We start from the raw sequence: 20,077 nt of genomic DNA, 5'->3' as shown, positions 1-20,077 counted from the left end.
ATGTATGATAAAATATTTTTAAACGCGAACAAATGTTTTGATGGAAAGGAAGGAAACGCATGGACAGCTTCGTTCATCTCCACGTACATAGTGAATACAGTCTCCTCGACGGCGCGGCCCGCCTGGAGGATCTGGTCGCCACGGCGGCCGGTTTTGGCATGAAATCGCTGGCGCTGACCGATCACGGCGTGATGTACGGCGCGGTTCCTTTTTATAAATTGTGCAAGGCTCACGGCATTAAGCCCATTATCGGGTGCGAGATGTATTTTACGGCGGCGTCGCGGAAGGAACGGGGAAGCCGGAAGGACCAGCCGATCCACCATTTGATTTTGCTTGCCAAAAATGAGACCGGGTACCGCAATCTGATGAGACTGTGCTCGATCGGGCATCTTGAGGGCTTTCATTATAAGCCGAGGATCGATTGGGAAGTGCTGGAGCGCCATAAGGAAGGCCTGATCTGTCTCAGCGCATGCCTCGGCGGGGAAGTGCCGCAGCATTTGCTTCACGGCCGGCTTGAGGAGGCGAAGCGCGCCGCGCTTCGTTACCGCGAGGCGTTTGGTGAAGATTTTTATCTGGAACTGCAGGATCACGGCATTCCGGAACAAAAGAAGGTCAATCCTCTGTTGGTTGATCTGGCCCGTGAAACGGGCATCCCCCTTGTAGCTACGAACGACGTGCATTATCTCGGCCACGACGACGCCGAAGTACAGGATGTGCTGATCTGCATCGGGACGGGCAAAACGGTGGATGACGAGGATCGCTTTAAAATAAATACCTCCCAGCTTTATTTGAAAAGCGGGGAGCAAATGGCCGAGCTGTTCCCGCATCTTCCCGAAGCGATTGCCAATACCGACTTAATCGCGGAGAAATGCCAGCTCGAGCTGGAATTCGGCCGCCATATTCTGCCGGCTTACCGGCCGATTCCGGAAGGAATGACGCCGGGGGCTTACCTGGCTTACCTGTGCGAGCGAGGTCTAAACGAGCGGTATGGACATCTGGAAGAGTGGCAGGGAGAGGCACAGAAGGCCAAACTGAAGGAGCGCCTGGGTTACGAACTCACGGTTATCGGAAACATGGGCTTTTCCGATTACTTTTTGATCGTTTGGGATTTCATCGCCTACGCGCATCGTAACGGTATCGCCACCGGTCCGGGGCGGGGATCTTCCGCGGGCAGTCTGGTCGCCTACGTACTTCGCATTACGGATGTCGATCCGATGAAGTACAAACTGTTATTTGAACGGTTCCTGAATCCGGAACGGATTACGATGCCCGATATCGATATCGACTTCAGCGACGAACGGCGGGACGAAGTCATCGCTTACGTTGCTGAGAAATACGGCCCCGAGCATGTTGCGCAGATTATTACGTTCGGAACGATGGCCGCCCGCGCGGCCGTCCGCGATGTGGGCCGGGCGCTGAATGTGCCTTTCGGCGAAGTCGACAAAGTCGCCAAGCTGATTCCCGGTTTCATCGGCATGACGATAGAACGGGCATTGAAGGAAAGCCCGGATCTCAAACAGATGTATGATTCGCATGCCCGGATCAAGGGCTTGCTGGACATGGCCAAAAAGGTGGAGGGCATGCCCCGCCACGCTTCCACGCATGCAGCAGGCGTAGTCATTTCCCGCGATCCGCTTACGGACGCGGTACCTTTGCAGGCAGGCAGCGAGGGAACGGCATTGACCCAGTACTCCATGGAAAATCTGGAGTCGGTTGGCCTGTTGAAGATGGACTTTCTCGGACTGCGAACCCTGTCCATCATTGAGCGGTGCATGCGCTGGATCGGTGAGCAAACCGGCAAGGCGCCCGATTTCCGGATGATCGCCGATGATGACCCTATGACCTATGACATGCTGGGACACGGGGAAACGACGGGCGTGTTCCAATTGGAGTCCGCGGGGTGCCGGCGGGTGCTGCGCGACCTTAAGCCGTCGGTGTTTGAGGATGTGATCTCGGTCGTGGCGCTGTACCGCCCCGGTCCGATGGAATTTATTCCGAAATTCATTTCGAGCAAGCATGGCGAGACGAAGGTAGAGTATCCGCATCCGGACTTGGAACCGATCCTGAAAGATACGTACGGGATCATTGTGTATCAGGAACAGATCATGCAAATCGCCTCGGTTATGGCCGGATTCTCGCTTGGCGAAGCGGATTTGCTGCGGCGGGCGGTATCCAAGAAAAAGCGCGAAGTGCTCGATGAGGAAAGAGAGCACTTCGTGACCGGCAGCATCGCACTGGGATACCGGGAAGAGGAAGCGAATGCGGTTTACGATATGATCGTGCGGTTCGCGAACTACGGGTTCCCGCGCGCCCATGCCGCGGCGTATGGGGTGCTGGCTTTTCAGACGGCCTATTTAAAAGCGCATTATCCGGTGCATTTCATGGCGTCGATGCTTACGGCCGTGATGGGCAGCCATCGCAAGGTGGCGGAATACATCGTGGAATGCCGCCGTATGGGCATTACGGTACTTCCGCCCGACGTGAACGAGAGCGGCGTGTTGTTTACGCCGCAAGCGAAAGCGGGCCTCGGCTTGTCCGTCCCGTCGGGAGAAGGAGTCATGCAGGACGATGGCTACGGTCATCATTCGGGAAATATCGATACAAGCGATAACTCTGCTACTTCAGGTGATCCCGCCCTCTCCGATCATTTAGATGCATCCCCGGGCGTGATCCGCTTCGGTCTGGCGGCGATCAAGAACGTCGGAACCCAGGCGATGGAAAGTATCTTACAGGAGCGCAAAGAGTCTCCGTTCGACAGTTTGCTCGATTTTTGCCGTCGTGTCGATTTGCGCGTCTGTAATAAGCGGGTTATTGAATCGCTTATTCAGGGCGGGGCCTTTGACGGGCTTCCGGGACACCGGGCACAATTGCTGGCTATGCTGGATGAGACCGTAGAAGCGGCGATGAAATGGCGCAAGGAACGGGAAGATCTGCAAATTCAGCTGTTCGACTTTGTGGAAACGCCGAATTGGAATATCGAGTATCCCGAAATTCAGAAATTTACGGTGACCCAACAACTGGAATTGGAACGGGAACTGCTCGGGCTGTATTTATCCGGCCATCCGCTGGACGATTTTGACGAGCAGCTTGAGCAGTCAGGCATCGACCGGCTGATGGACCTGGCGGAGGCGCCGGATGAAAGTAAGGCAATCGTCGCAGGAATGGTAGTATCGGTGAAGGCCATCACGACCAAGCAGGGGAAGGCGATGGCCTTCATGGAGCTCGAGGATCAAATCGAGCGCTGCGAGGTCGTGCTGTTCCCCGAGGTGTGGCGGCGGTGCTCGCCGCACATCGCCAAGGGGGCTCTGCTGGCGCTTCGCGCCACCGTCCAGCAGCAGGACGAAGGCTTCAAGCTGCTGGCCGATGAGGTGGCGCCGCTCAGCGCGCAAAGCCTTGCGCAGTTGAAGCGCGGCCTGGCTTCGCGCTCGGGCCGCGCCGCGGCCGGGTCGCCGCCGGGGGCCGCCAAAGGCGCCCGCAGCGGCAGTGCCAGTGCTGCGCCGCCTGCAACGGCGGCGGCGCAGACGCGGCCCGCAGCCGTTGCGGGAGCGCCGGCCGGCCGCGAACGGAAGACGCCCGCGGAGCAGCGCGTCTTCATCAAAATCACGGCGGCGGCGGAGAGCGCCGGCCTGCTGGAGAAGCTCAAGGCGGTGCTTGAGCTTCACCCCGGTCCGGTTCCGACCGTGCTGTTTTATGAAAGCACCGGCAAACTGCTTGCGCTAAACGAACGCTATCGCATCAAGCCGTCACCGGACCTGTTCCGTGAATTGGAACAGTTGCTCGGACCGGATACGGTCAAAGTGAAGTAAGGGGCGGATTTTAGCTTCTTTCCTTTGTCGCAAATTGCGGCTATAGGTCGTTCGAACCTCCTAGTAACCTTGACTGTCTCTCAGGCCATGATATGCGGAATTTAATAGATTGACGAGAAGGTGTATTCTCTAGGCGGACAAATCGCGAAAATGTCCATCTAAAAGTGGACACGAGGGTTAAATCCCTCTTTTGCTAAATATATCTATATTTAGATTGTTTACTTAGTTGAATTTACTGTATATAGATAGTTTCGGATAAGTCGCAATATACTGTCCTCATAGAAAAGTGTCCACCTTTTGAAAGACATTTTGATGTTATTTTCCACCACACATGGACAAATTCTGTGCGCGGCGGGATTCAGAACTACCAGCGAAATTTGTAGATTTATAATAGTAGAAATGCGCTTTGGTTTATCAAAGCCGCTTCATTTATTCGGACGTGAAGAGGAATGTTTTTAATGAACATTTTCCCTCCTCTCCGCATACACTTAGGAACACGATGGACAGAACACCCAAGTCGGGCCGACGTATTCGAACAGACGCTAAACGAGCAAATGCTGGCAATAAACGAGCAAACGCAGAAAGCAGAAGTTTAACGAGCAGAAATCCCGTCTGGCTCCCGAATGGGTGTTTATCGTAATCCGGGAGGGATGAGCATGTCATATGAAGTAGCTGAGGCACAGCTGCTAAGGCGGGGAGTAAGGCTTGAAGAGATTGCCGAAATTGTTTATTCGCTGCAACTTCCATACCATAAGGATTTGGAATTGGAACAATGCATGGACAGCGTTAAGGCGGTATTGCAGAAACGCGAGGTTCAGTATACGTTGTTCACTGGGATCGCATTGGATGAATTGGCCGAGCAAAAGATGCTTCCGGAGCCGCTTCAATCCATTCTTGAGGCGGATGAACCTTTGTACGGCGTGGATGAAACGATGGCACTCGGAATTACGAGCGTGTTCGGCATGATCGGATTGACCAGCTTCGGCTATTTGGACAAGGTTAAGCCGGAAATAATTGGAAAACTTAATAATAAGGGTGCCGATATCCATGTTTTTCTTGATGACCTGGTAGCCGGTCTCGCCGCAGCGGCTTCGGCCAGAATCGCCCACAGGAGCGGCAATGCCGCTACCTATCCCTCCGGCTGATGTTGACCCGGATACAACCAGGCCTCCAAATTTATCATGTTCGAGTCCGCACTATCCGATAACGGCAAGGCTTCCATGACACTTTCTCCTTTGTTGCGGTATTTTTGAAAATTATGTTATCATTACTCTATTATATGGGCTCAAAGATAAGGTTAGGGGGCTTGGAAAAGGACATGTGGACTGTAATGTACATTGCGCCTACCGCAAAGATTGCGGATATGATCAAGACGAAACTCACCGAAGAAGGCTTTCTTGTCCAAACACGTCCTGTTAATTTATCCAAACAGCAGTTTGAAATTTTAGTTCCGTCGGGTGAACTGGAAGAAGTTCAAGAAGTTCTGAATTCGATATTGCATCCTTAGAGGCAAGGAAATAGGCTGGGTAACTGACTATATTTCCTTGTCTTACTGTGATGCGGCCAATACATTAACGGCTGAAGAGGTGTAGTTGTGTTTAAAGACTTGTTTCAGAAAAAAAGAAAATACGCGACCATTCCTTCAGAACGTTTGGGGAGCGATCAAAGTCCGGAACCGGGAGATCGGCCGAAACGTGAAATACCGGAAGGTCTGATGAATAAGTGCAGCCGCTGCGGCACGATACAATACAGCAAGGAATTGGAAAAGAACCTGAAGGTATGTCCTTCTTGCGGGCACCATATGCGACTGAATGCTCTGGAACGCATCCGGATGACTGTGGATGAGGGGAGTTTTCAGGAATACGACGAGGATCTGGTTTCCGTCGATCCTTTGAACTTTCCGGGGTATGCAAACAAGTTGGAGCAGCAAAAACTCAAATCCGGACTTCGCGAAGCCGTGGTCACCGGAGAGGGAACGATCGGCGGCTTTCCAGCAGTCGTGGCCGTGATGAGCTTTGATTTTTTCACGGGCAGCATGGGTTCCGTCGTCGGTGAGAAAATTACTCGTGCCATTGAAGCGGCCACGGAGAAGCGGCTTCCGCTGATTATATTTTCAACCTCGGGCGGGGCGCGGATGCAAGAGAGCATTTTAAGTCTGATGCAGATGGCCAAAACGAGCGCGGCCTTGGCTCGTTTGGACGAGCAGGGCGGCCTTTATATCTCGGTCATTACGGACCCGACTACAGGGGGCGTTTCGGCCAGTTTTGCCATGCTCGGAGACGTGATTATCGCAGAACCGGGCGCGGTGTTCGGCTTTGCCGGACGGATCGTCATTGAACAAACGATTCGTCAGAAGCTGCCGGATGATTTCCAGACGGCGGAATTCAATCTGCAGCACGGACAACTGGATATGGTTGTTCACCGCAAAGAGCTTAGAGCTACGTTGTCTCAAATGCTAGACCTGCATGGAGTGAAAGGAGGGGTCAACAATGGCGGGTGAATTGCCTTTTGAATCGCCTCTCGTGAAGCTCCGCGAGAAGATACAGGAACTTGAACAGTTCGGCATGGAGAAAGGAATCGATTTCAACGAGGAAATCGCCCGGCTCGAGGAGCGTTATAAGCAGTTGGAGGAAGAGATTTACAGCAATATCTCTCCTTCGCAAAAAATGCATTTGGCCCGGCATCACCAGCGTCCGACTTCGCTGGATTTGATTACCCTTATTTTTGAAAATTTCGTTGAGCTGCACGGAGATCGGGTCTTTGGCGACGATCTTGCCGTGGTCGGCGGGTTAGCCAAGTTAAACGGTACTCCTGTCACGGTACTCGGCCAGCAGCGCGGGAAAGATACGAAAGACAATATCGCCCGCTTTTTCGGCAGCGCACATCCGGAAGGCTTCCGTAAAGCGCTGCGCTTGATGCATCAGGCCGACAAATTCGGCCGTCCGATCATCACTTTTATCGATACTAAGGGTGCCTACCCGGGCATTACGGCGGAGGAAAGAGGGCAATCCGAGGCGATCGCCCGGAACTTGCTGGAGATGGCCAAGCTGCATGTGCCTGTCATTTGCGTCGTTATCGGGGAAGGCGGCAGCGGTGGAGCCCTTGCGCTTGGCGTGGGCAACCGGGTGCTGATGCTGGAGAATGCAATTTACTCCGTCATCTCGCCGAACGGGGCGGCCTCGATTCTTTGGAAGGATGCTTCGAAAGCGGATCAAGCGGCCGAAGCGATGAAGATCACCGCGCAAGATCTCCTGGATATGGAGGTGATCGAAGAGATCATACCGGAGCCTAAAGGCGGCGCCCATCGGGATTACGAGATCACCGCATCAGCGATTAAGGACGGGCTGATCCGCCATCTGGAGGAATTGTCTCTGATGAATCCGGACGAGTTGGTGGAAGATCGCTACCGGAAGTTCCGCAAAATCGGAGAATTTGAGGGTGGGGCGCCCAAAGAAAGTCCCGAAAAAGCGGAAGAACTCATTATAGATTCCACTCTAGTCGGTAATGACTAGATAGACTGTTACAATATGATAAACTTCCTATACAAAAGAAGAGATTTGTAGTAAATTTAATTGTTGGAAAAGAAGTATAGAGAGAACTAAATAAACGGAGGAAACCCAAAATGCGCAAAACAAAAATCGTATGTACTATCGGTCCTTCCAGTGAATCGTTAGAAAACATCAAGAAACTGATTATGGCTGGAATGAACGTCGCTCGCCTGAACTTCTCCCACGGAGATTTCGAGGAGCATGGCAACCGGATCAAAACGATCCGCAAAGCGAGCGAAGAGCTGGGGAAATCAATCGCCATACTGCTGGACACTAAAGGTCCTGAAATCCGCACCGGCAAATTGAAGGTAGAACCGATCGAGCTTGAGCAAGACGAGTTCATCACGTTGACCACGGAAGAAATTCTTGGCGACAAAGACCGCATCTCCATTACTTACAAAGAGCTGCCTGGAGACGTGGAAGCCGGTTCGACGATTCTGATCGATGACGGTTTGATCGGTTTGACGGTAGTGGATGTTCAAGGAACAGAAATCAAGTGCCGCATCATTAACGGTGGTACGATCAAGAGCAAGAAAGGCGTTAACGTACCGGGCGTGAACATTTCCCTGCCAGGCATCACAGAGAAAGATGCTAACGACATCAAGTTCGGGATCGAACAAGGCATCGATTTTATTGCGGCTTCCTTCGTTCGTAAAGCTAGCGACGTGCTCGAGATCCGTGAATTGCTCGAGGGCAGCAATGCTACTCATATCCAAATTATCTCCAAAATCGAGAACCAACAAGGTGTAGACAACCTGGACGAAATTTTGGAAGTTTCCGACGGTCTGATGGTAGCCCGTGGTGATCTTGGTGTGGAAATTCCTGCGGAAGATGTACCTTTGGTTCAAAAACGCATGATCGAAAAATGTAACCGCGTCGGCAAACCGGTTATCACGGCAACACAAATGCTGGATTCCATGCAACGCAACCCAAGACCTACACGCGCTGAAGCGAGTGACGTGGCGAACGCGATCTTTGACGGCACTGACGCTATCATGCTGTCCGGGGAAACCGCTGCGGGGAAATATCCGGTGGAATCCGTTCTGACGATGTCCCGCATCGCTGAAAAAGCGGAGTCCGCTCTGGAATACCGCGAAATTTTCATCAAACAAAGCAATGCGCAACAAACGACGGTTACTGAAGCGATCAGCCAAGCGGTTGCCAACTCCGCTCTGGAATTGAACGCCAAAGCGATCATCACATCGACCGAAACCGGCTATACTGCTCGCATGGTATCCAAATACCGTCCGAAAGCTCCGATTATCGCCGTAACGACTGTGGAACAAACTTGCCGCCGTCTTGCCCTGAACTGGGGCGTGACACCTGTTAAAGGTGAAGTGGCTACTTCCACGGATGAAATGTTCGATAACGCTATGAAGGGCGGCTTGAACTCCGGTCTCGTTAAAGAAGGAGACCTGGTTGTTATCACTGCGGGTATTCCGCTGGGCCGTTCCGGTTCGACGAACCTGATTAAAATCGGTCAAGTTCGTAAATAATAGCTGCTAGAAGTTTCGATATACATTCAAGAGCAATGGGACGCCCGAATTCGGACTTCCCATTGCTTTTTTGATATACTGGATTTTGCGGGTTTCGGAGTAGCTAATACAGGCAAAAGAGGGTGTACTTATGTCATATGTCAGTGAGCTGGAAATTAAGCCTAAATATTTTGAGTTCGATATGATGGGAATCATTTATCACGCTCATTATTTGGGATGGTTTGAGGCGGGCCGGACCAAGTTGATCGAAGATTTAGGCTTTAATTACATCCATATGGAACAAGAGGGATATATTTCGCCCGTACAGGAAATGCGGATTGAATACAAGAAAGGAGTCCGTTACGGGGACGATGTATTACTGAAAACTTGGATCAGAAAAAACGGTGGAGTAAAAACGGAATATGGTTACGAAGTATTGAACGGAGATGGTGAGTTGTGCGTAGAAGGTTCTTCGACGCACTATGTAGTCCGGCGCGAGGATTTTAAGCCGGTTCAATTTAAAAAGGTGTTTCCGGATTGGTATGAGGCTTTTGAGCAAGCCAGCAAATTTTGATTATGGGGAATCAAAACGGTACAATACTCTTTAGAATGAATTGCCATCATCCTTTAAGAAGGCATGCTGCTAGAAAAAGGAGTTATTATTATGCGTAAATGGATTGCCGTTTTGATTGTCGTAGTCCCGATCGTAGAATTCTGGGGTTATGTGGAAGTTGCCGAAAGGCTGGGGGTAGGGAAGACGATTTTTCTTACATTGGCTACCTCGATTATCGGCGGCTTAATGATGCAGTTTGAAGGACGCAAAGTGCTCGCCGATGCCAAAGCGCAGATGAATGGCCGTCAGGTGCCGGGCAAGATCATGATTGAAGGAATGTGCGTTTTCGGCGGCGGAATTTTATTGCTGATTCCAGGGTTTGTGACCGACTTGATCGGATTCACTATGGTATTCCCTTTGACGCGTCCGCTATACCGTATGCTGTTGATGAAGTGGATCGGCAAAAAGATCAAGGACGGCTCGATCACTTTTTTTCGGCGCTGACTCGCTATCGTTGACGTTTCGATGATTTTGCTATATATTCAATTCTAATATTTTGTTAATATCCGTGAACGGGATAGTATTTTGCGGAATTCCATAACAGCGAGCCGGAGGGGTGGGAGCCGGTATGGAAGCCGCAAATGAATCGGGCCCGGGAGATGGTTTGCCGATCAGCAGCTGACATTGAGTTGTTTTATAGGCTAATCCGGTGGTTGGCCGTTATCCAGCAGAGTGGCTGGGTCATGGATCAGCACTTAGAGTGGTACCGCGGGAACTTAAGTCTCTCGTCTCTTATTGAGACGGGGGACTTTTTTTATTTATCAGTAGAAGGGAGAATTGTTGCAATGGAAACGTATAAAAGGAAGATTGCCGCAAATATATCGTCCCTGTTGGACGGAATATCAGAGGAGGAAGTGCGGGCGATGCTGGAGTATCCGCCGGACGACTCCATGGGCGATATTTCGCTGCCCTGCTTCAAGCTCAGCAAACGGCTCCGCAAATCTCCGGCGGCCATCGCGGATGAACTGGAAGCGGGATTCCGCGGGAAGGAGAGCGAAGGACCCAGGAATATCGCCCGGACATCGTCGGTATCCGGTTATTTGAATTTTTATTTAAACCCGGCGGTTATCGGCGGTCACGTTATCAACGAAATTTTGAACTCCGGGGAAAGTTACGGCTCGCAAACGATCGGCCAGGGAAAAACGATTGTGATCGATTTTTCATCTCCCAATATCGCAAAGCCTTTCCATGTGGGTCATTTGCGCTCCACGGTGATCGGTAATTCTCTCTATCAAATTCGATATGGCTCCGGCTTTAATGCTGAAACAGGACGGTAGCTCGCTTTATCATACCCGTGACGTCGCGGCAGCCTTGTACCGGAAGAACACTTATCAATTTCATAAAGCCGTCTACGTGACGGATTATTCGCAAAGCCTGCATTTTCGCCAGTGGTTTAAAGTTGTAGAGCTGATGGGTTATGACTGGGCGGAGGATTTGGTGCATGTACCGTTTGGGCGCGTAAGTCTCGAAGGGGCGAGCTTGTCCACTAGAAAAGGCAACGTCGTCAAGCTGGAGGACCTGCTTGAACAAGCCGTTTCGAAGATCAAGAGCATTATCGAATCAAAAAATCCGGGGCTGGAAAATAAAGAAGAAGTAGCGAGGCAGGTCGGCGTCGGCGCGGTGATTTTCAACGATTTGAGCGGGAACCGGATCAAGGACATCGTATTCTCCTGGGAGGATGCGCTCAGCTTTGAAGGGGAAACCGGGCCGTACGTACAGTACACATATGCTCGGGCTTGCAGTGTGCTGCGGAAAGGAACTGGGGAACAGGATGGGCAGACAACGGTAGTGAAATCTTGCAGTACCTTTAATTCTGCGCTGTTAAACGGGGAGGCCGAATTTGCCCTCGTCAAGCAATTGTCCTTGTTTACCGAGCGAGTCGAGCAGGCGGCAGTCAAGATGGAGCCGTCGATTGTTACCCGTTATCTGGTGGATACGGCGCAGGCTTTTAACCGGTTTTATCATGATTGTCCGATTCTGACCCAAGATCCTGGATTGCGCAAGGCCAGGCTGGCTTTGGTAAAAGGGGTGCAAATTACGTTAAGCAACGGGCTTAAGCTGATTGGGCTACAGGCACCGGAAAGGATGTAAGGTGAACGGGGGTTGCGACACGGAACTATTTACTCCATTCGTGATTATCGCAGCCTTCCGTTTAGGATGTAGTTTCGCAAATCCCTTAGGACGCCCGCGCGCGCAATCGCCCCGAATACGACGAAAGATACCGGACCGATGATCAGTCCGAACACCCCGAACAGCTTCAGGCCGACGAACATGGAGATCAGCGTCGGCAACGGATCGAGTCCGACACTGCTTGCCAGCACCTTCGGCTCGATTAATTGTCTGGCTACAAGGATGACTCCGTACAAAATAGACAGACCGATACCAAGGCCCGTGTCTCCAGACATATAGGTATATAGCAGCCAAGGAACCATTACGGTTCCCACGCCCAAATAAGGAAGCAAATCGACGAACCCGATCAGGATCGCGTAAGTGAAAGCTGAGTCCACCCTTAATATAAGCAGCCCTATCAATACAATGACCGCGGTAATAGAAATCATGATAAATTGGGCGCGTAGATAGCCGAACAAAGCCTTTTGCAGATCCTTCCAAACTTCAATTCCGGTTTTGCGGAACGGGGATGGCATTAGACCGGCGAGGAAGCGCATGTTTCTTTCCCAGTTTTTACTGATAAAAAATACAGACAGCAGGATGACAATCAGAATGACGCCGAAATTCGGAAGCGAAGTCAGCAAATTGACAATGCCGCTTAGGAAGCTGCTGAGCAGCCGGGAAAGGGCTGAACTGATCGTCGATGTCGTGTTGTCGATATTTTGGTTTATCGTATTCTCATAGCCGGGGTTGTTTGCGATAAACCGGTTGATTTCGTTAATGATATTTTGGATTCCTTCGCTCTGGCTCCATTCGACGAACCAGTTTCTCCATTCTTCGATATGAAAATCCAGGGATTCGGCCAGGCCGATCAGCTCTTTAACGAGCCGCGTGACGGCTGCAGAGAGAACAATCCCGGCACCGCCGACGAAGAGGATCAGCGCGGCGGTAACAGCCAGCCATCGCGGTAATTTTACTTTGGATTGCAGCCATTGCACAAGCGGATTCAGGGCAAATGAAATCAGCCAGGCGATCAGAAACGGATAGACTAACGGAAGCAGCCAGTAAAAGGCGCCGGCTAGCGCGATCAGCACGATGCAAACCCAGCCTCCGCGAAGCAGGCGCTTTGTCAGCACATTATCCAAACGGCATTCTCCTTTACGGACAGGTCCTCTTCTACCTTATTACTTAGTCTCTTTTTGTATGCCGGAAACAAGTGAAGAAGCGAAGCATATCAAAATCGACTTTTTAAACACAATTAGAAGTGAAATCTGTGACATTTGTCGTTGCCAACGAAAGCGATTACAAAAAATATTTTATCTCAGTGATAAAATCATTTGATGTAAAGGGGCGGGCTGAACATGTTCCTTTGCTTCCGAAAATCCAGTATGATTATTTTACAGGCCACAAGAGATCGATGTTACATGATTACAGGCCACTTCTTGCAATGCTCTGAAAATTTTAAACTTTTAAATTGAAAATGTTTTCATTGGCTTGTTTGGCTTATATTTCGTTTCCAAAGGAGAGATGTACTATGACAGCTACCAAAGGTCTGGAAGGTATCGTGGCAGCTACTTCATCGATCAGTTCCATCCATGACGGGGTTCTTGCTTATCGCGGTATCAACATTGACGATCTGGCGGAACGCGCAAGCTATGAAGAGACTGCTTATTTGCTATGGTACGGCAAGCTGCCCACCAAGACCCAGTTAGCTACCCTTCAGAAACAGCTAAGCGAATCGGCTTCCGTTCCTGAAGCGGTACTGGAGCAAATGAAGCTGTATCCCGGCAATGCCAATACGATGGCTGTCCTCCGTACCGCCGTATCGGCTCTTGCTTTGTACGATGAACATGCGAATGAGAACACCCGGGAAAGCAATCAGCATAAGGCCATTAAGCTGCAAGCCCAACTGCCCACGTTAATTGCCGCCTTCGCCCGGATCCGCGACGGCAAGGAGCCTGTCGCCCCATTGAAGAACGTGTCACTCGCGCATAATTTCCTCTACATGCTGTCGGGGGAAGAACCGGATCCGGTGGCGGTGCGCGCTTTGGATCAAGCGCTGGTATTGCATGCGGATCACGAATTGAACGCTTCCACCTTCTCGGCCCGCGTCACGATAGCCACACTGTCGGATATCTACTCCGGCGTGACTTCCGCGATCGGTACGCTGAAAGGACCGTTGCACGGCGGGGCTAATGAAGCCGTTAGCCAGATGCTTGGCGAAATCGGCACCCTGGACAACGCCGAATCTTATATCCAGAAGAAGCTGGCCAATAAGGATAAAATCATGGGATTCGGACATCGTGTTTACAAGAACGGGGATCCGCGGGCGAAACACCTGCAGAAGATGTCGCGTCAGCTTGGCCTAATGAAAGGCGATTCCACACTTTACGACATTTCGGTCAAAGTGGAGGAGCTTGTTACCGGTCAAAAAGGGCTGAAGCCGAACGTGGACTTCTATTCCGCTTCCGTCTATACGATGCTTGGCATTCCAAGGGATTTGTTCACTCCGATTTTTGCGATCAGCCGTCTTTCGGGTTGGACCGCCCATATTTTGGAACAATTGGACGACAATCGTATTATTCGGCCTCGCGCGGAGTATACGGGCGTGACTAATCAGCGATATATTCCGATCGATTTGCGATAGTACATTTGGTCAACCCGGGAAACCGGGTTGCCATTTATGTTAAAATGAATTTCGTAACCGCGAATTCCCGTCAATACCAAATTGTTATGAGGAGGAAAACATACACATGTTGCAATTGGAAAAGTTTAGCCTTCCTACCGAAGGTGAAAAAATCGTTATCGAAGGCGGTAAGCTTCAAGTGCCGAATAATCCGATCATTCCTTTTATCGAGGGTGACGGAACGGGCCGCGACATTTGGAAAGCGTCCAAACGCGTATTGGATGCCGCGGTGAAAAAAGCTTATGGCGGCGAAAAGAGCATCGCCTGGTACGAGGTATTCGCAGGAGAGAAGGCCTACAATACATACGGAGAGTGGCTTCCGGCCGATACGCTGACCGCTATCCGCGAGTATATTGTGGCGATCAAGGGACCCCTGACTACGCCGATCGGCGGCGGAATCCGCTCCTTAAACGTGGCGCTGCGCCAAGAGCTCGACTTGTACGTATGTCTTCGACCTGTCCGTTATTTCGATGGGGTACCATCCCCTGTTAAGCGTCCGGAACTCGTGGATATGGTTATTTTTCGGGAAAATACCGAGGATATTTACGCGGGGATCGAATATAAAGAAGGCTCCGAAGAAGTGAAGAAGGTGCTTCAATTCCTTCAAAACGAAATGGGCGTCAAGAAGATCCGCTTCCCGGAAACGTCCGGAATCGGTATCAAGCCGGTATCGGAAGAAGGTTCCAAACGCCTTGTCCGTGCTGCGGTTGAATATGCGGTTAAACATGACCGGAAGAGCGTGACCCTTGTTCATAAGGGCAATATCATGAAATTTACGGAAGGCGCGTTCAAAAACTGGGGCTACGAAGTGGCTGAGGCCGAATTTGGCGATAAAGTGTTCACTTGGGCCCAATATGACCGGATCAAGGAAGAGTCCGGTACCGACGCTGCCAATCAGGCGCAAAAGGAAGCGCAGGACGCCGGCAAAATCATTATTAAGGATGCGATTGCCGATATCGCACTGCAACAGGTGTTGACGCGTCCAACCGATTTTGACGTCATCGCGACATTGAACTTGAACGGCGACTATTTGTCCGATGCTTTGGCGGCCCAAGTCGGCGGCATCGGCATTGCCCCTGGAGCGAATATCAACTATGTGACAGGTCATGCGATCTTTGAAGCCACGCACGGCACGGCGCCGAAATACGCGGATCTCGACGTAGTGAATCCGGGCTCGGTGATCTTGTCCGGCGTGATGCTGCTTGAGCATCTGGGTTGGCAGGAAGCGGCCGATCTCATTTATAAAGGCCTGGCGACCTCTATCAACAACAAGACCGTAACCTACGACTTTGCCCGCCTGATGGAAGGCGCAACCGAAGTGAAATGTTCCGAATTTGCGGATCAAGTCATTAAAAACATGTAGGAGGTCTTGACCAACGTGGCTATTCAACGCAAAAAAATTACGGTTGTCGGCGCCGGCTTTACCGGGGCGACGACCGCGCTAATGCTTGCGCAAAAAGAACTTGGGGATGTCGTTCTGTTAGATATTCCGCCGTTGGAGAATCCGACGAAGGGCAAGGCGCTCGACATGCTTGAAGCGAGTCCCGTTCAAGGCTTTGACAGCCATATCGTCGGCACGTCTTCTTATGAAGACGCAGCGGGCTCCGACATTGTCATCATTACGGCCGGGATCGCCCGCAAGCCGGGGATGAGCCGCGATGATCTCGTTAACACAAATGCGGGAATCGTTCGCTCGGTATGCGAAAACGTGAAGAAATATTGCCCGGATTCCACCGTCATTATCTTGAGCAACCCGGTCGACGCAATGACGTATGCTGCTTATCAAGCGCTCGAATTTCCGAAAAACCGCGTCATCGGCCAGTCAGGCGTGCTCGATACTGCGCGGTACTGCACGTTTATAGCCCAAGAGCTGAACGTTTCGGTTGAAGACGTACGCGGCTTTGTGCTTGGCGGACACGGCGACGACATGGTTCCGCTCGTGCGGTATTCCAGCGTCGGCGGCATTCCGATCGACACGCTTCTGTCCGCGGAACGCATCGAGGCGATCGTGCAGCGCACGCGCGTGGGTGGCGGCGAAATCGTTAACCTGCTAGGCAATGGCAGCGCCTATTATGCGCCGGCTGCTTCGCTGGTGCAAATGACGGAAGCGATTCTGAAGGACAAAAAACGGATTCTGCCGGTCATCGCTCTGTTGGAAGGCGAATACGGCTACGACGGTCTGTTTATGGGCGTTCCCGCTATTTTGGGCGGCGAAGGAATCGAGAAGGTTTTCGAGTTGGAGCTTACCGCAGGCGAAAAAGCGGCGTTGGATAAATCGGCAGCTTCGGTCCGCAATGTGATTTCTGTCGTTCAAGGTTAATCGTGTCTGAAGTGTGAACATGTGAAAAATCAGGAACCCTCCCATTCAGGGGGTTCCTTTCTTTTGAGGTAAACTATGGGTATAATAGATTGTAATAAATATAATTGACGATGAAAGGCGGTTGTGATAGAAGATGTTTGGTGTTATGCTCTTTCTCCACATCGTGGGAGCTTTATCATTGGGGTTTTATCTGATCCTGCCTCTGGTGTTCGTTAAAGTGAGCAAGCTCGCACCTGCGGCGCAGGAAGGAACGGTTGCGACCGTCAAGACGTTGAATACCTATGCGCAAGTCGGCTTGGTCATCCAACTGCTGACCGGCGGTTACTTGATGAGCAAGGGGGATTATTCCGTTCCCTGGATGATCGTCGTCGTGGTTTTGTTCCTGGCGATCGGTGCGTTCAGCGGCATTATGGGCAAACCTCTCCGGCAAACGCTTGAAGGGATCCGTTCCAATAAAGGAACTCAGGAAGCGGCTGGCAAGCTCCGTACTTTCAGCGCTTTGCTGAGTGTTTGCGTGCTGTTGATCTCTTTCTTTATGGTATACAGCGATATTATCTAAAAGATGGATGATAGAAGTACATAATGAAAGCCTGCCGGTTCACCGGCAGGCTTTTGTTGTTGAATTTATTTTGTCTCCATATCGTCCAAATGGGCGAACATCAGCTTCATCACATCAAGCGCAAGCTGCTTTTCCTTGGGAGAACGGTCTAGCATAATTTGACGGATCTGGTTCATAAACTGATCGTCGCTAATTTCAATCGAATCATGCAGCAAATAATCGACAGTCACACCCAGCTGATTGGCCAATTTGACGAGCGTTTCCAACGACAGGCTGCGTTCGCCGCGCTCGATTTGCCCTATGTATGCATCGGAAACCTCGACCTTTTCAGCGAGTTTTTCCTGGGTCCAATTCATTTTGTGTCGCTCTTGCCGCAATCTTTTGCCTAAAGCATCGTAGTCCATATAACCCCTCCTATATTTACCATAGATAGAATGAGAGGTAAAGATAATAAACTATCAGTTTTGTTTGTGTTTACTGAAAGCATGAATTGGGTTATTATGGAACCTAAGACTAGTCTGTTGTTAGCGTCATCATGGTACTGCGTAAAGATATTATTTCCGAACTTAAGGAGAATTATCATGCCTTGCCAAGCCCCTGTATCCATCATTATTCCCGTCAAAAACAGCGGTGTGGATCTCTTCATGACCATGGAGTCACTGAAGGTTTCCCATACCTGTCTACCCTATGAAGTGATTATCGTAAACGAAGACTCGATTGACGGATGCTGCGATTTTCTGATGAATTATAGGTTTCATCAGCCGGTAAAGCTGCTTAAGGGACACAAAGGCCTGCCTTCCCGTAATTTGGCTGCTGCTCATGCCTCCGGGGAATATTTAATTTTTTGCAGTCCCCGTTTGTATTTCGAAGACGATTGGATGGAGTTGCTGCTCATGCCGCTCATGGTGGGAGAGGCGGATTGCGTATCACCGCAATTGACGATCCATGAATCGTCCAGAAGGAAGCCGCCTTGCAGTTATGAAGGCCTATTTCTTCATTCCGTGCAAAGCTTCCCTTGGATCGGACAAGGGGATGAATTGTCATGGCTTTCCTGGGAATGTTTTGCCGTCAGCCGGGCGAAGTTTCAGGAAATCGGAGGGATGGAAGAGGGATTCCTTAGCAAAGAACTCGAAGCAGCCGAATTTTCGCTTAGAATATGGCTGCTGGGAGGAAGCTGTCGTCTCGTTTCCGGAGTTTTGCTGAAAGTAGTATTTAGGCAAAACTTTCCTAATGACGACAGTAGCAACCAATGGGGAGAAGATTTGCTGAGTATTTCTCATCTTCACTTTAGTGACATACGTATCGCAAGTTGCCGGGAGCTCGTGTCTCAGGTTTTCGGGCTGGATATTTTGCATAATGAGAACGCAATCTTGGATAGGGTCGCTTTATCCAAAGAAAAATATGCAGTTCGGCGAATACGTGATGATTCCTGGTTTTTTCAGCATTTTGGCATACCGGTCTAATCGTTTGGTGTGTTTGGGTTATTCCTTCCGGTGGTAAGTTAGTTCTTGAAGCGTGATAACTTCGTGCAGGCTGCAGGATTACTCATTCCTTCTGCTGGATTTTTCATGCAGGATGATCCTGCGTTGTTTATGATTCGGCATAGACTTCACTGCATAGGCTTATCCTAGACGTGTAATAACAGGAAACTACGAGCCAATGGAAGGAGAATGCAACATGTCAGGAAACGGACAGTCAAAACAAACGATGCCTCCCCAGCACCAGAACCAGCAGCCTGGGATCGAATCGGAAATGCATCCCCGCCCCGAATACGAGGGCGCCTATCTAGCCGCGGGTAAACTGCGGAATAAAGTAGCCTTGATCACCGGGGCCGACAGCGGAATCGGCCGTGCGGTTGCTGTGGCCTACGCCAAGGAAGGTGCGGACGTCGCGATCGTCTATTTAAATGAACATGATGACGCGAATATAACCAAAGCGGAGGTTGAGGAGGAGGGGCGCAAATGCTTGCTTATCCCCGGTGACGTAGGGGACGAGAATTTTGCCCGGCAAGCGGTCAAGCAGACGGTCGATACGCTCGGCGGCTTGGACATCCTGATTAACAACGCGGCTGAACAGCACCCTCAGCAAGGCATTGAGGATATTACAACAGAACAGTTGGAGCGAACGTTCCGCACGAATATATTCGCGATGTTTCACTTTGTGAAGGCGGCATTGCCTCACTTGAAAAGAGGCAGCGCCATTATTAACACGGCTTCAGTTACCGCTTATAAGGGGAACCCGAGTCTAATCGACTATTCGTCTACCAAAGGCGCGATCGTAAGCTTCACGCGCGCGCTTTCGATGAATATTGTCGGCAAGACCGGCATCCGTGTGAATGCGGTGGCCCCTGGCCCGATTTGGACGCCGTTGATCCCATCCACGTTCGATGCCGAGCAGGTGTCCAAATTCGGCGGCGATACGCCGATGCAGCGCCCCGGCCAGCCGGAGGAACTGGCTCCCGCCTATGTTTTCCTGGGTTCGGACGATTCCTCTTACATGAGCGGCCAGGTGCTCCATATCAATGGCGGCGAAATAGTAAACGGCTAGGCGGAATGGAGCAAGAAGAGGAAGCTGAGGAAGAAGAGTGCGTAGAAGAATGCGGAGGAAAAGGGCTTAAGAAAATTCCGTAAAAAAGTGCGGAAGAACGCCCGACTGTAATTAAGAATAAAAGCTCCTGCTTCCGGCATCAACGCGGAGGCAGGGGCTTTTATTCGGACAATATCAAGCAATCGAGCAGTTGAGAAATGAGCAGTTGAGCAAATTGAGGATAAACAGCAAATAATACTGTAGAAAACACAGCTTGAAATCAAGATGTCTACGGCAACTGCTCATGCAGCCGATGAATAACTGGAAAAGCTACAGTTAACGGCCGGGCCCCCGAATATTGGACACTTTAGGATCAAACCTTAGTTAGACGGAGTTATACGGCAATTTTAAACGCATTTACTTCGTTTCTCTCCA

18 protein-coding genes and 1 other annotated feature are annotated in these 20,077 nt (G+C 50.8%); of the genes, 16 read left to right on the top strand and 2 right to left on the bottom strand.

Annotated elements, in window-relative coordinates; all coding sequences use genetic code 11:
• Positions 1-59 precede the first annotated feature (59 nt).
• From DFP94_RS18420 to argS (DFP94_RS26130), 10 genes are all read left to right on the top strand, one after another.
• A complete protein-coding gene (locus DFP94_RS18420; RefSeq protein ID WP_114497943.1) occupies positions 60-3,806 on the top strand; it encodes a DNA polymerase III subunit alpha in 3,747 nt (1,248 codons plus the stop codon).
• Positions 3,807-4,462: 656 nt separating this feature from the next.
• Positions 4,463-4,951 carry a phosphatidylglycerophosphatase A family protein gene (locus DFP94_RS18415; protein WP_114497942.1) on the top strand — a complete coding sequence of 163 codons (489 nt, stop codon included), beginning with the start codon at positions 4,463-4,465 and terminating at the stop codon, positions 4,949-4,951.
• A 173-nt stretch (positions 4,952-5,124) separates the two neighbouring features.
• A complete protein-coding gene (locus DFP94_RS18410) occupies positions 5,125-5,313 on the top strand; it encodes a glutamate decarboxylase (RefSeq protein ID WP_114497941.1) in 189 nt (62 codons plus the stop codon).
• Positions 5,314-5,400: 87 nt separating this feature from the next.
• Positions 5,401-6,306 carry an acetyl-CoA carboxylase, carboxyltransferase subunit beta gene (accD, locus tag DFP94_RS18405; RefSeq protein ID WP_114497940.1) on the top strand — a complete coding sequence of 302 codons (906 nt, stop codon included), beginning with the start codon at positions 5,401-5,403 and terminating at the stop codon, positions 6,304-6,306.
• Complete coding sequence (locus DFP94_RS18400; protein ID WP_114497939.1) at positions 6,296-7,318, top strand: acetyl-CoA carboxylase carboxyltransferase subunit alpha; 1,023 nt, start codon at positions 6,296-6,298, stop codon at positions 7,316-7,318. The genes accD and DFP94_RS18400 overlap by 11 nt, the downstream gene beginning before the upstream one ends.
• A 110-nt stretch (positions 7,319-7,428) precedes the next feature.
• Positions 7,429-8,850 carry a pyruvate kinase gene (gene pyk / locus DFP94_RS18395; RefSeq protein WP_114497938.1) on the top strand — a complete coding sequence of 474 codons (1,422 nt, stop codon included), beginning with the start codon at positions 7,429-7,431 and terminating at the stop codon, positions 8,848-8,850.
• Positions 8,851-8,980: 130 nt separating this feature from the next.
• Positions 8,981-9,403, top strand: a complete 423-nt coding sequence (locus DFP94_RS18390) for an acyl-CoA thioesterase (RefSeq protein ID WP_114497937.1) — start codon at positions 8,981-8,983, stop codon at positions 9,401-9,403.
• Between the two features lie 90 nt (positions 9,404-9,493).
• On the top strand, positions 9,494-9,886 hold the full coding sequence (locus DFP94_RS18385) for an FxsA family protein (RefSeq protein ID WP_114497936.1): 393 nt from the start codon (positions 9,494-9,496) through the stop codon (positions 9,884-9,886).
• A gap of 55 nt (positions 9,887-9,941) precedes the next feature.
• Positions 9,942-10,178: a binding site (T-box leader), on the top strand.
• A 49-nt stretch (positions 10,179-10,227) separates the two neighbouring features.
• Positions 10,228-10,719 (top strand): arginine--tRNA ligase domain-containing protein, encoded by a 492-nt coding sequence (gene argS, locus DFP94_RS26135; protein WP_245954961.1) that lies wholly within the window; start codon positions 10,228-10,230, stop codon positions 10,717-10,719.
• Positions 10,700-11,533: an arginine--tRNA ligase gene (gene argS / locus DFP94_RS26130; RefSeq protein ID WP_245954960.1), complete on the top strand. Its 834-nt coding sequence runs from the start codon at positions 10,700-10,702 to the stop codon at positions 11,531-11,533. Before argS (DFP94_RS26135) ends, argS (DFP94_RS26130) begins: the two co-directional genes overlap by 20 nt.
• A 44-nt stretch (positions 11,534-11,577) precedes the next feature.
• On the opposite strand, the gene ytvI is transcribed toward argS (DFP94_RS26130), so the two are convergent.
• Positions 11,578-12,696, bottom strand: a complete 1,119-nt coding sequence (ytvI, locus tag DFP94_RS18375; protein ID WP_114497935.1) for a sporulation integral membrane protein YtvI — start codon at positions 12,694-12,696, stop codon at positions 11,578-11,580.
• A gap of 389 nt (positions 12,697-13,085) precedes the next feature.
• On the opposite strand from ytvI, the gene DFP94_RS18370 reads away from it, so the two are divergent.
• From DFP94_RS18370 to DFP94_RS18355, 4 genes are all read left to right on the top strand, one after another.
• On the top strand, positions 13,086-14,198 hold the full coding sequence (locus DFP94_RS18370) for a citrate/2-methylcitrate synthase (protein WP_114497934.1): 1,113 nt from the start codon (positions 13,086-13,088) through the stop codon (positions 14,196-14,198).
• Positions 14,199-14,304: 106 nt separating this feature from the next.
• A complete protein-coding gene (gene icd / locus DFP94_RS18365) occupies positions 14,305-15,600 on the top strand; it encodes an NADP-dependent isocitrate dehydrogenase (RefSeq protein ID WP_114497933.1) in 1,296 nt (431 codons plus the stop codon).
• A gap of 15 nt (positions 15,601-15,615) precedes the next feature.
• The gene (gene mdh / locus DFP94_RS18360) at positions 15,616-16,557 is read left to right on the top strand and encodes a malate dehydrogenase (protein WP_114497932.1); all 942 of its coding nucleotides are present in this window, start codon (positions 15,616-15,618) and stop codon (positions 16,555-16,557) included.
• 133 nt (positions 16,558-16,690) lie between these two features.
• Positions 16,691-17,116 carry a hypothetical protein gene (locus tag DFP94_RS18355; RefSeq protein ID WP_114497931.1) on the top strand — a complete coding sequence of 142 codons (426 nt, stop codon included), beginning with the start codon at positions 16,691-16,693 and terminating at the stop codon, positions 17,114-17,116.
• Between the two features lie 65 nt (positions 17,117-17,181).
• Here DFP94_RS18355 and DFP94_RS18350 read toward each other — a convergent pair whose 3' ends face one another.
• The gene (locus tag DFP94_RS18350; protein ID WP_114497930.1) at positions 17,182-17,520 is read right to left on the bottom strand and encodes a helix-turn-helix domain-containing protein; all 339 of its coding nucleotides are present in this window, start codon (positions 17,518-17,520) and stop codon (positions 17,182-17,184) included.
• A 177-nt stretch (positions 17,521-17,697) separates the two neighbouring features.
• Here DFP94_RS18350 and DFP94_RS18340 point away from each other — a divergent pair, with 177 nt between their 5' ends.
• Positions 17,698-18,579 carry a glycosyltransferase family 2 protein gene (locus DFP94_RS18340; RefSeq protein WP_114497928.1) on the top strand — a complete coding sequence of 294 codons (882 nt, stop codon included), beginning with the start codon at positions 17,698-17,700 and terminating at the stop codon, positions 18,577-18,579.
• A gap of 214 nt (positions 18,580-18,793) precedes the next feature.
• Positions 18,794-19,663, top strand: a complete 870-nt coding sequence (locus DFP94_RS18335) for an SDR family oxidoreductase (protein WP_114497927.1) — start codon at positions 18,794-18,796, stop codon at positions 19,661-19,663.
• Positions 19,664-20,077 lie beyond the last annotated feature (414 nt).

This window comes from Fontibacillus phaseoli (assembly GCF_003337355.1).
GTDB classification, from domain to species: domain Bacteria; phylum Bacillota; class Bacilli; order Paenibacillales; family Paenibacillaceae; genus Fontibacillus; species Fontibacillus phaseoli.
The sequence above is the reverse complement of the archived record's forward strand: the minus strand, read 5'-3'. Positions and strand labels throughout refer to the sequence as shown.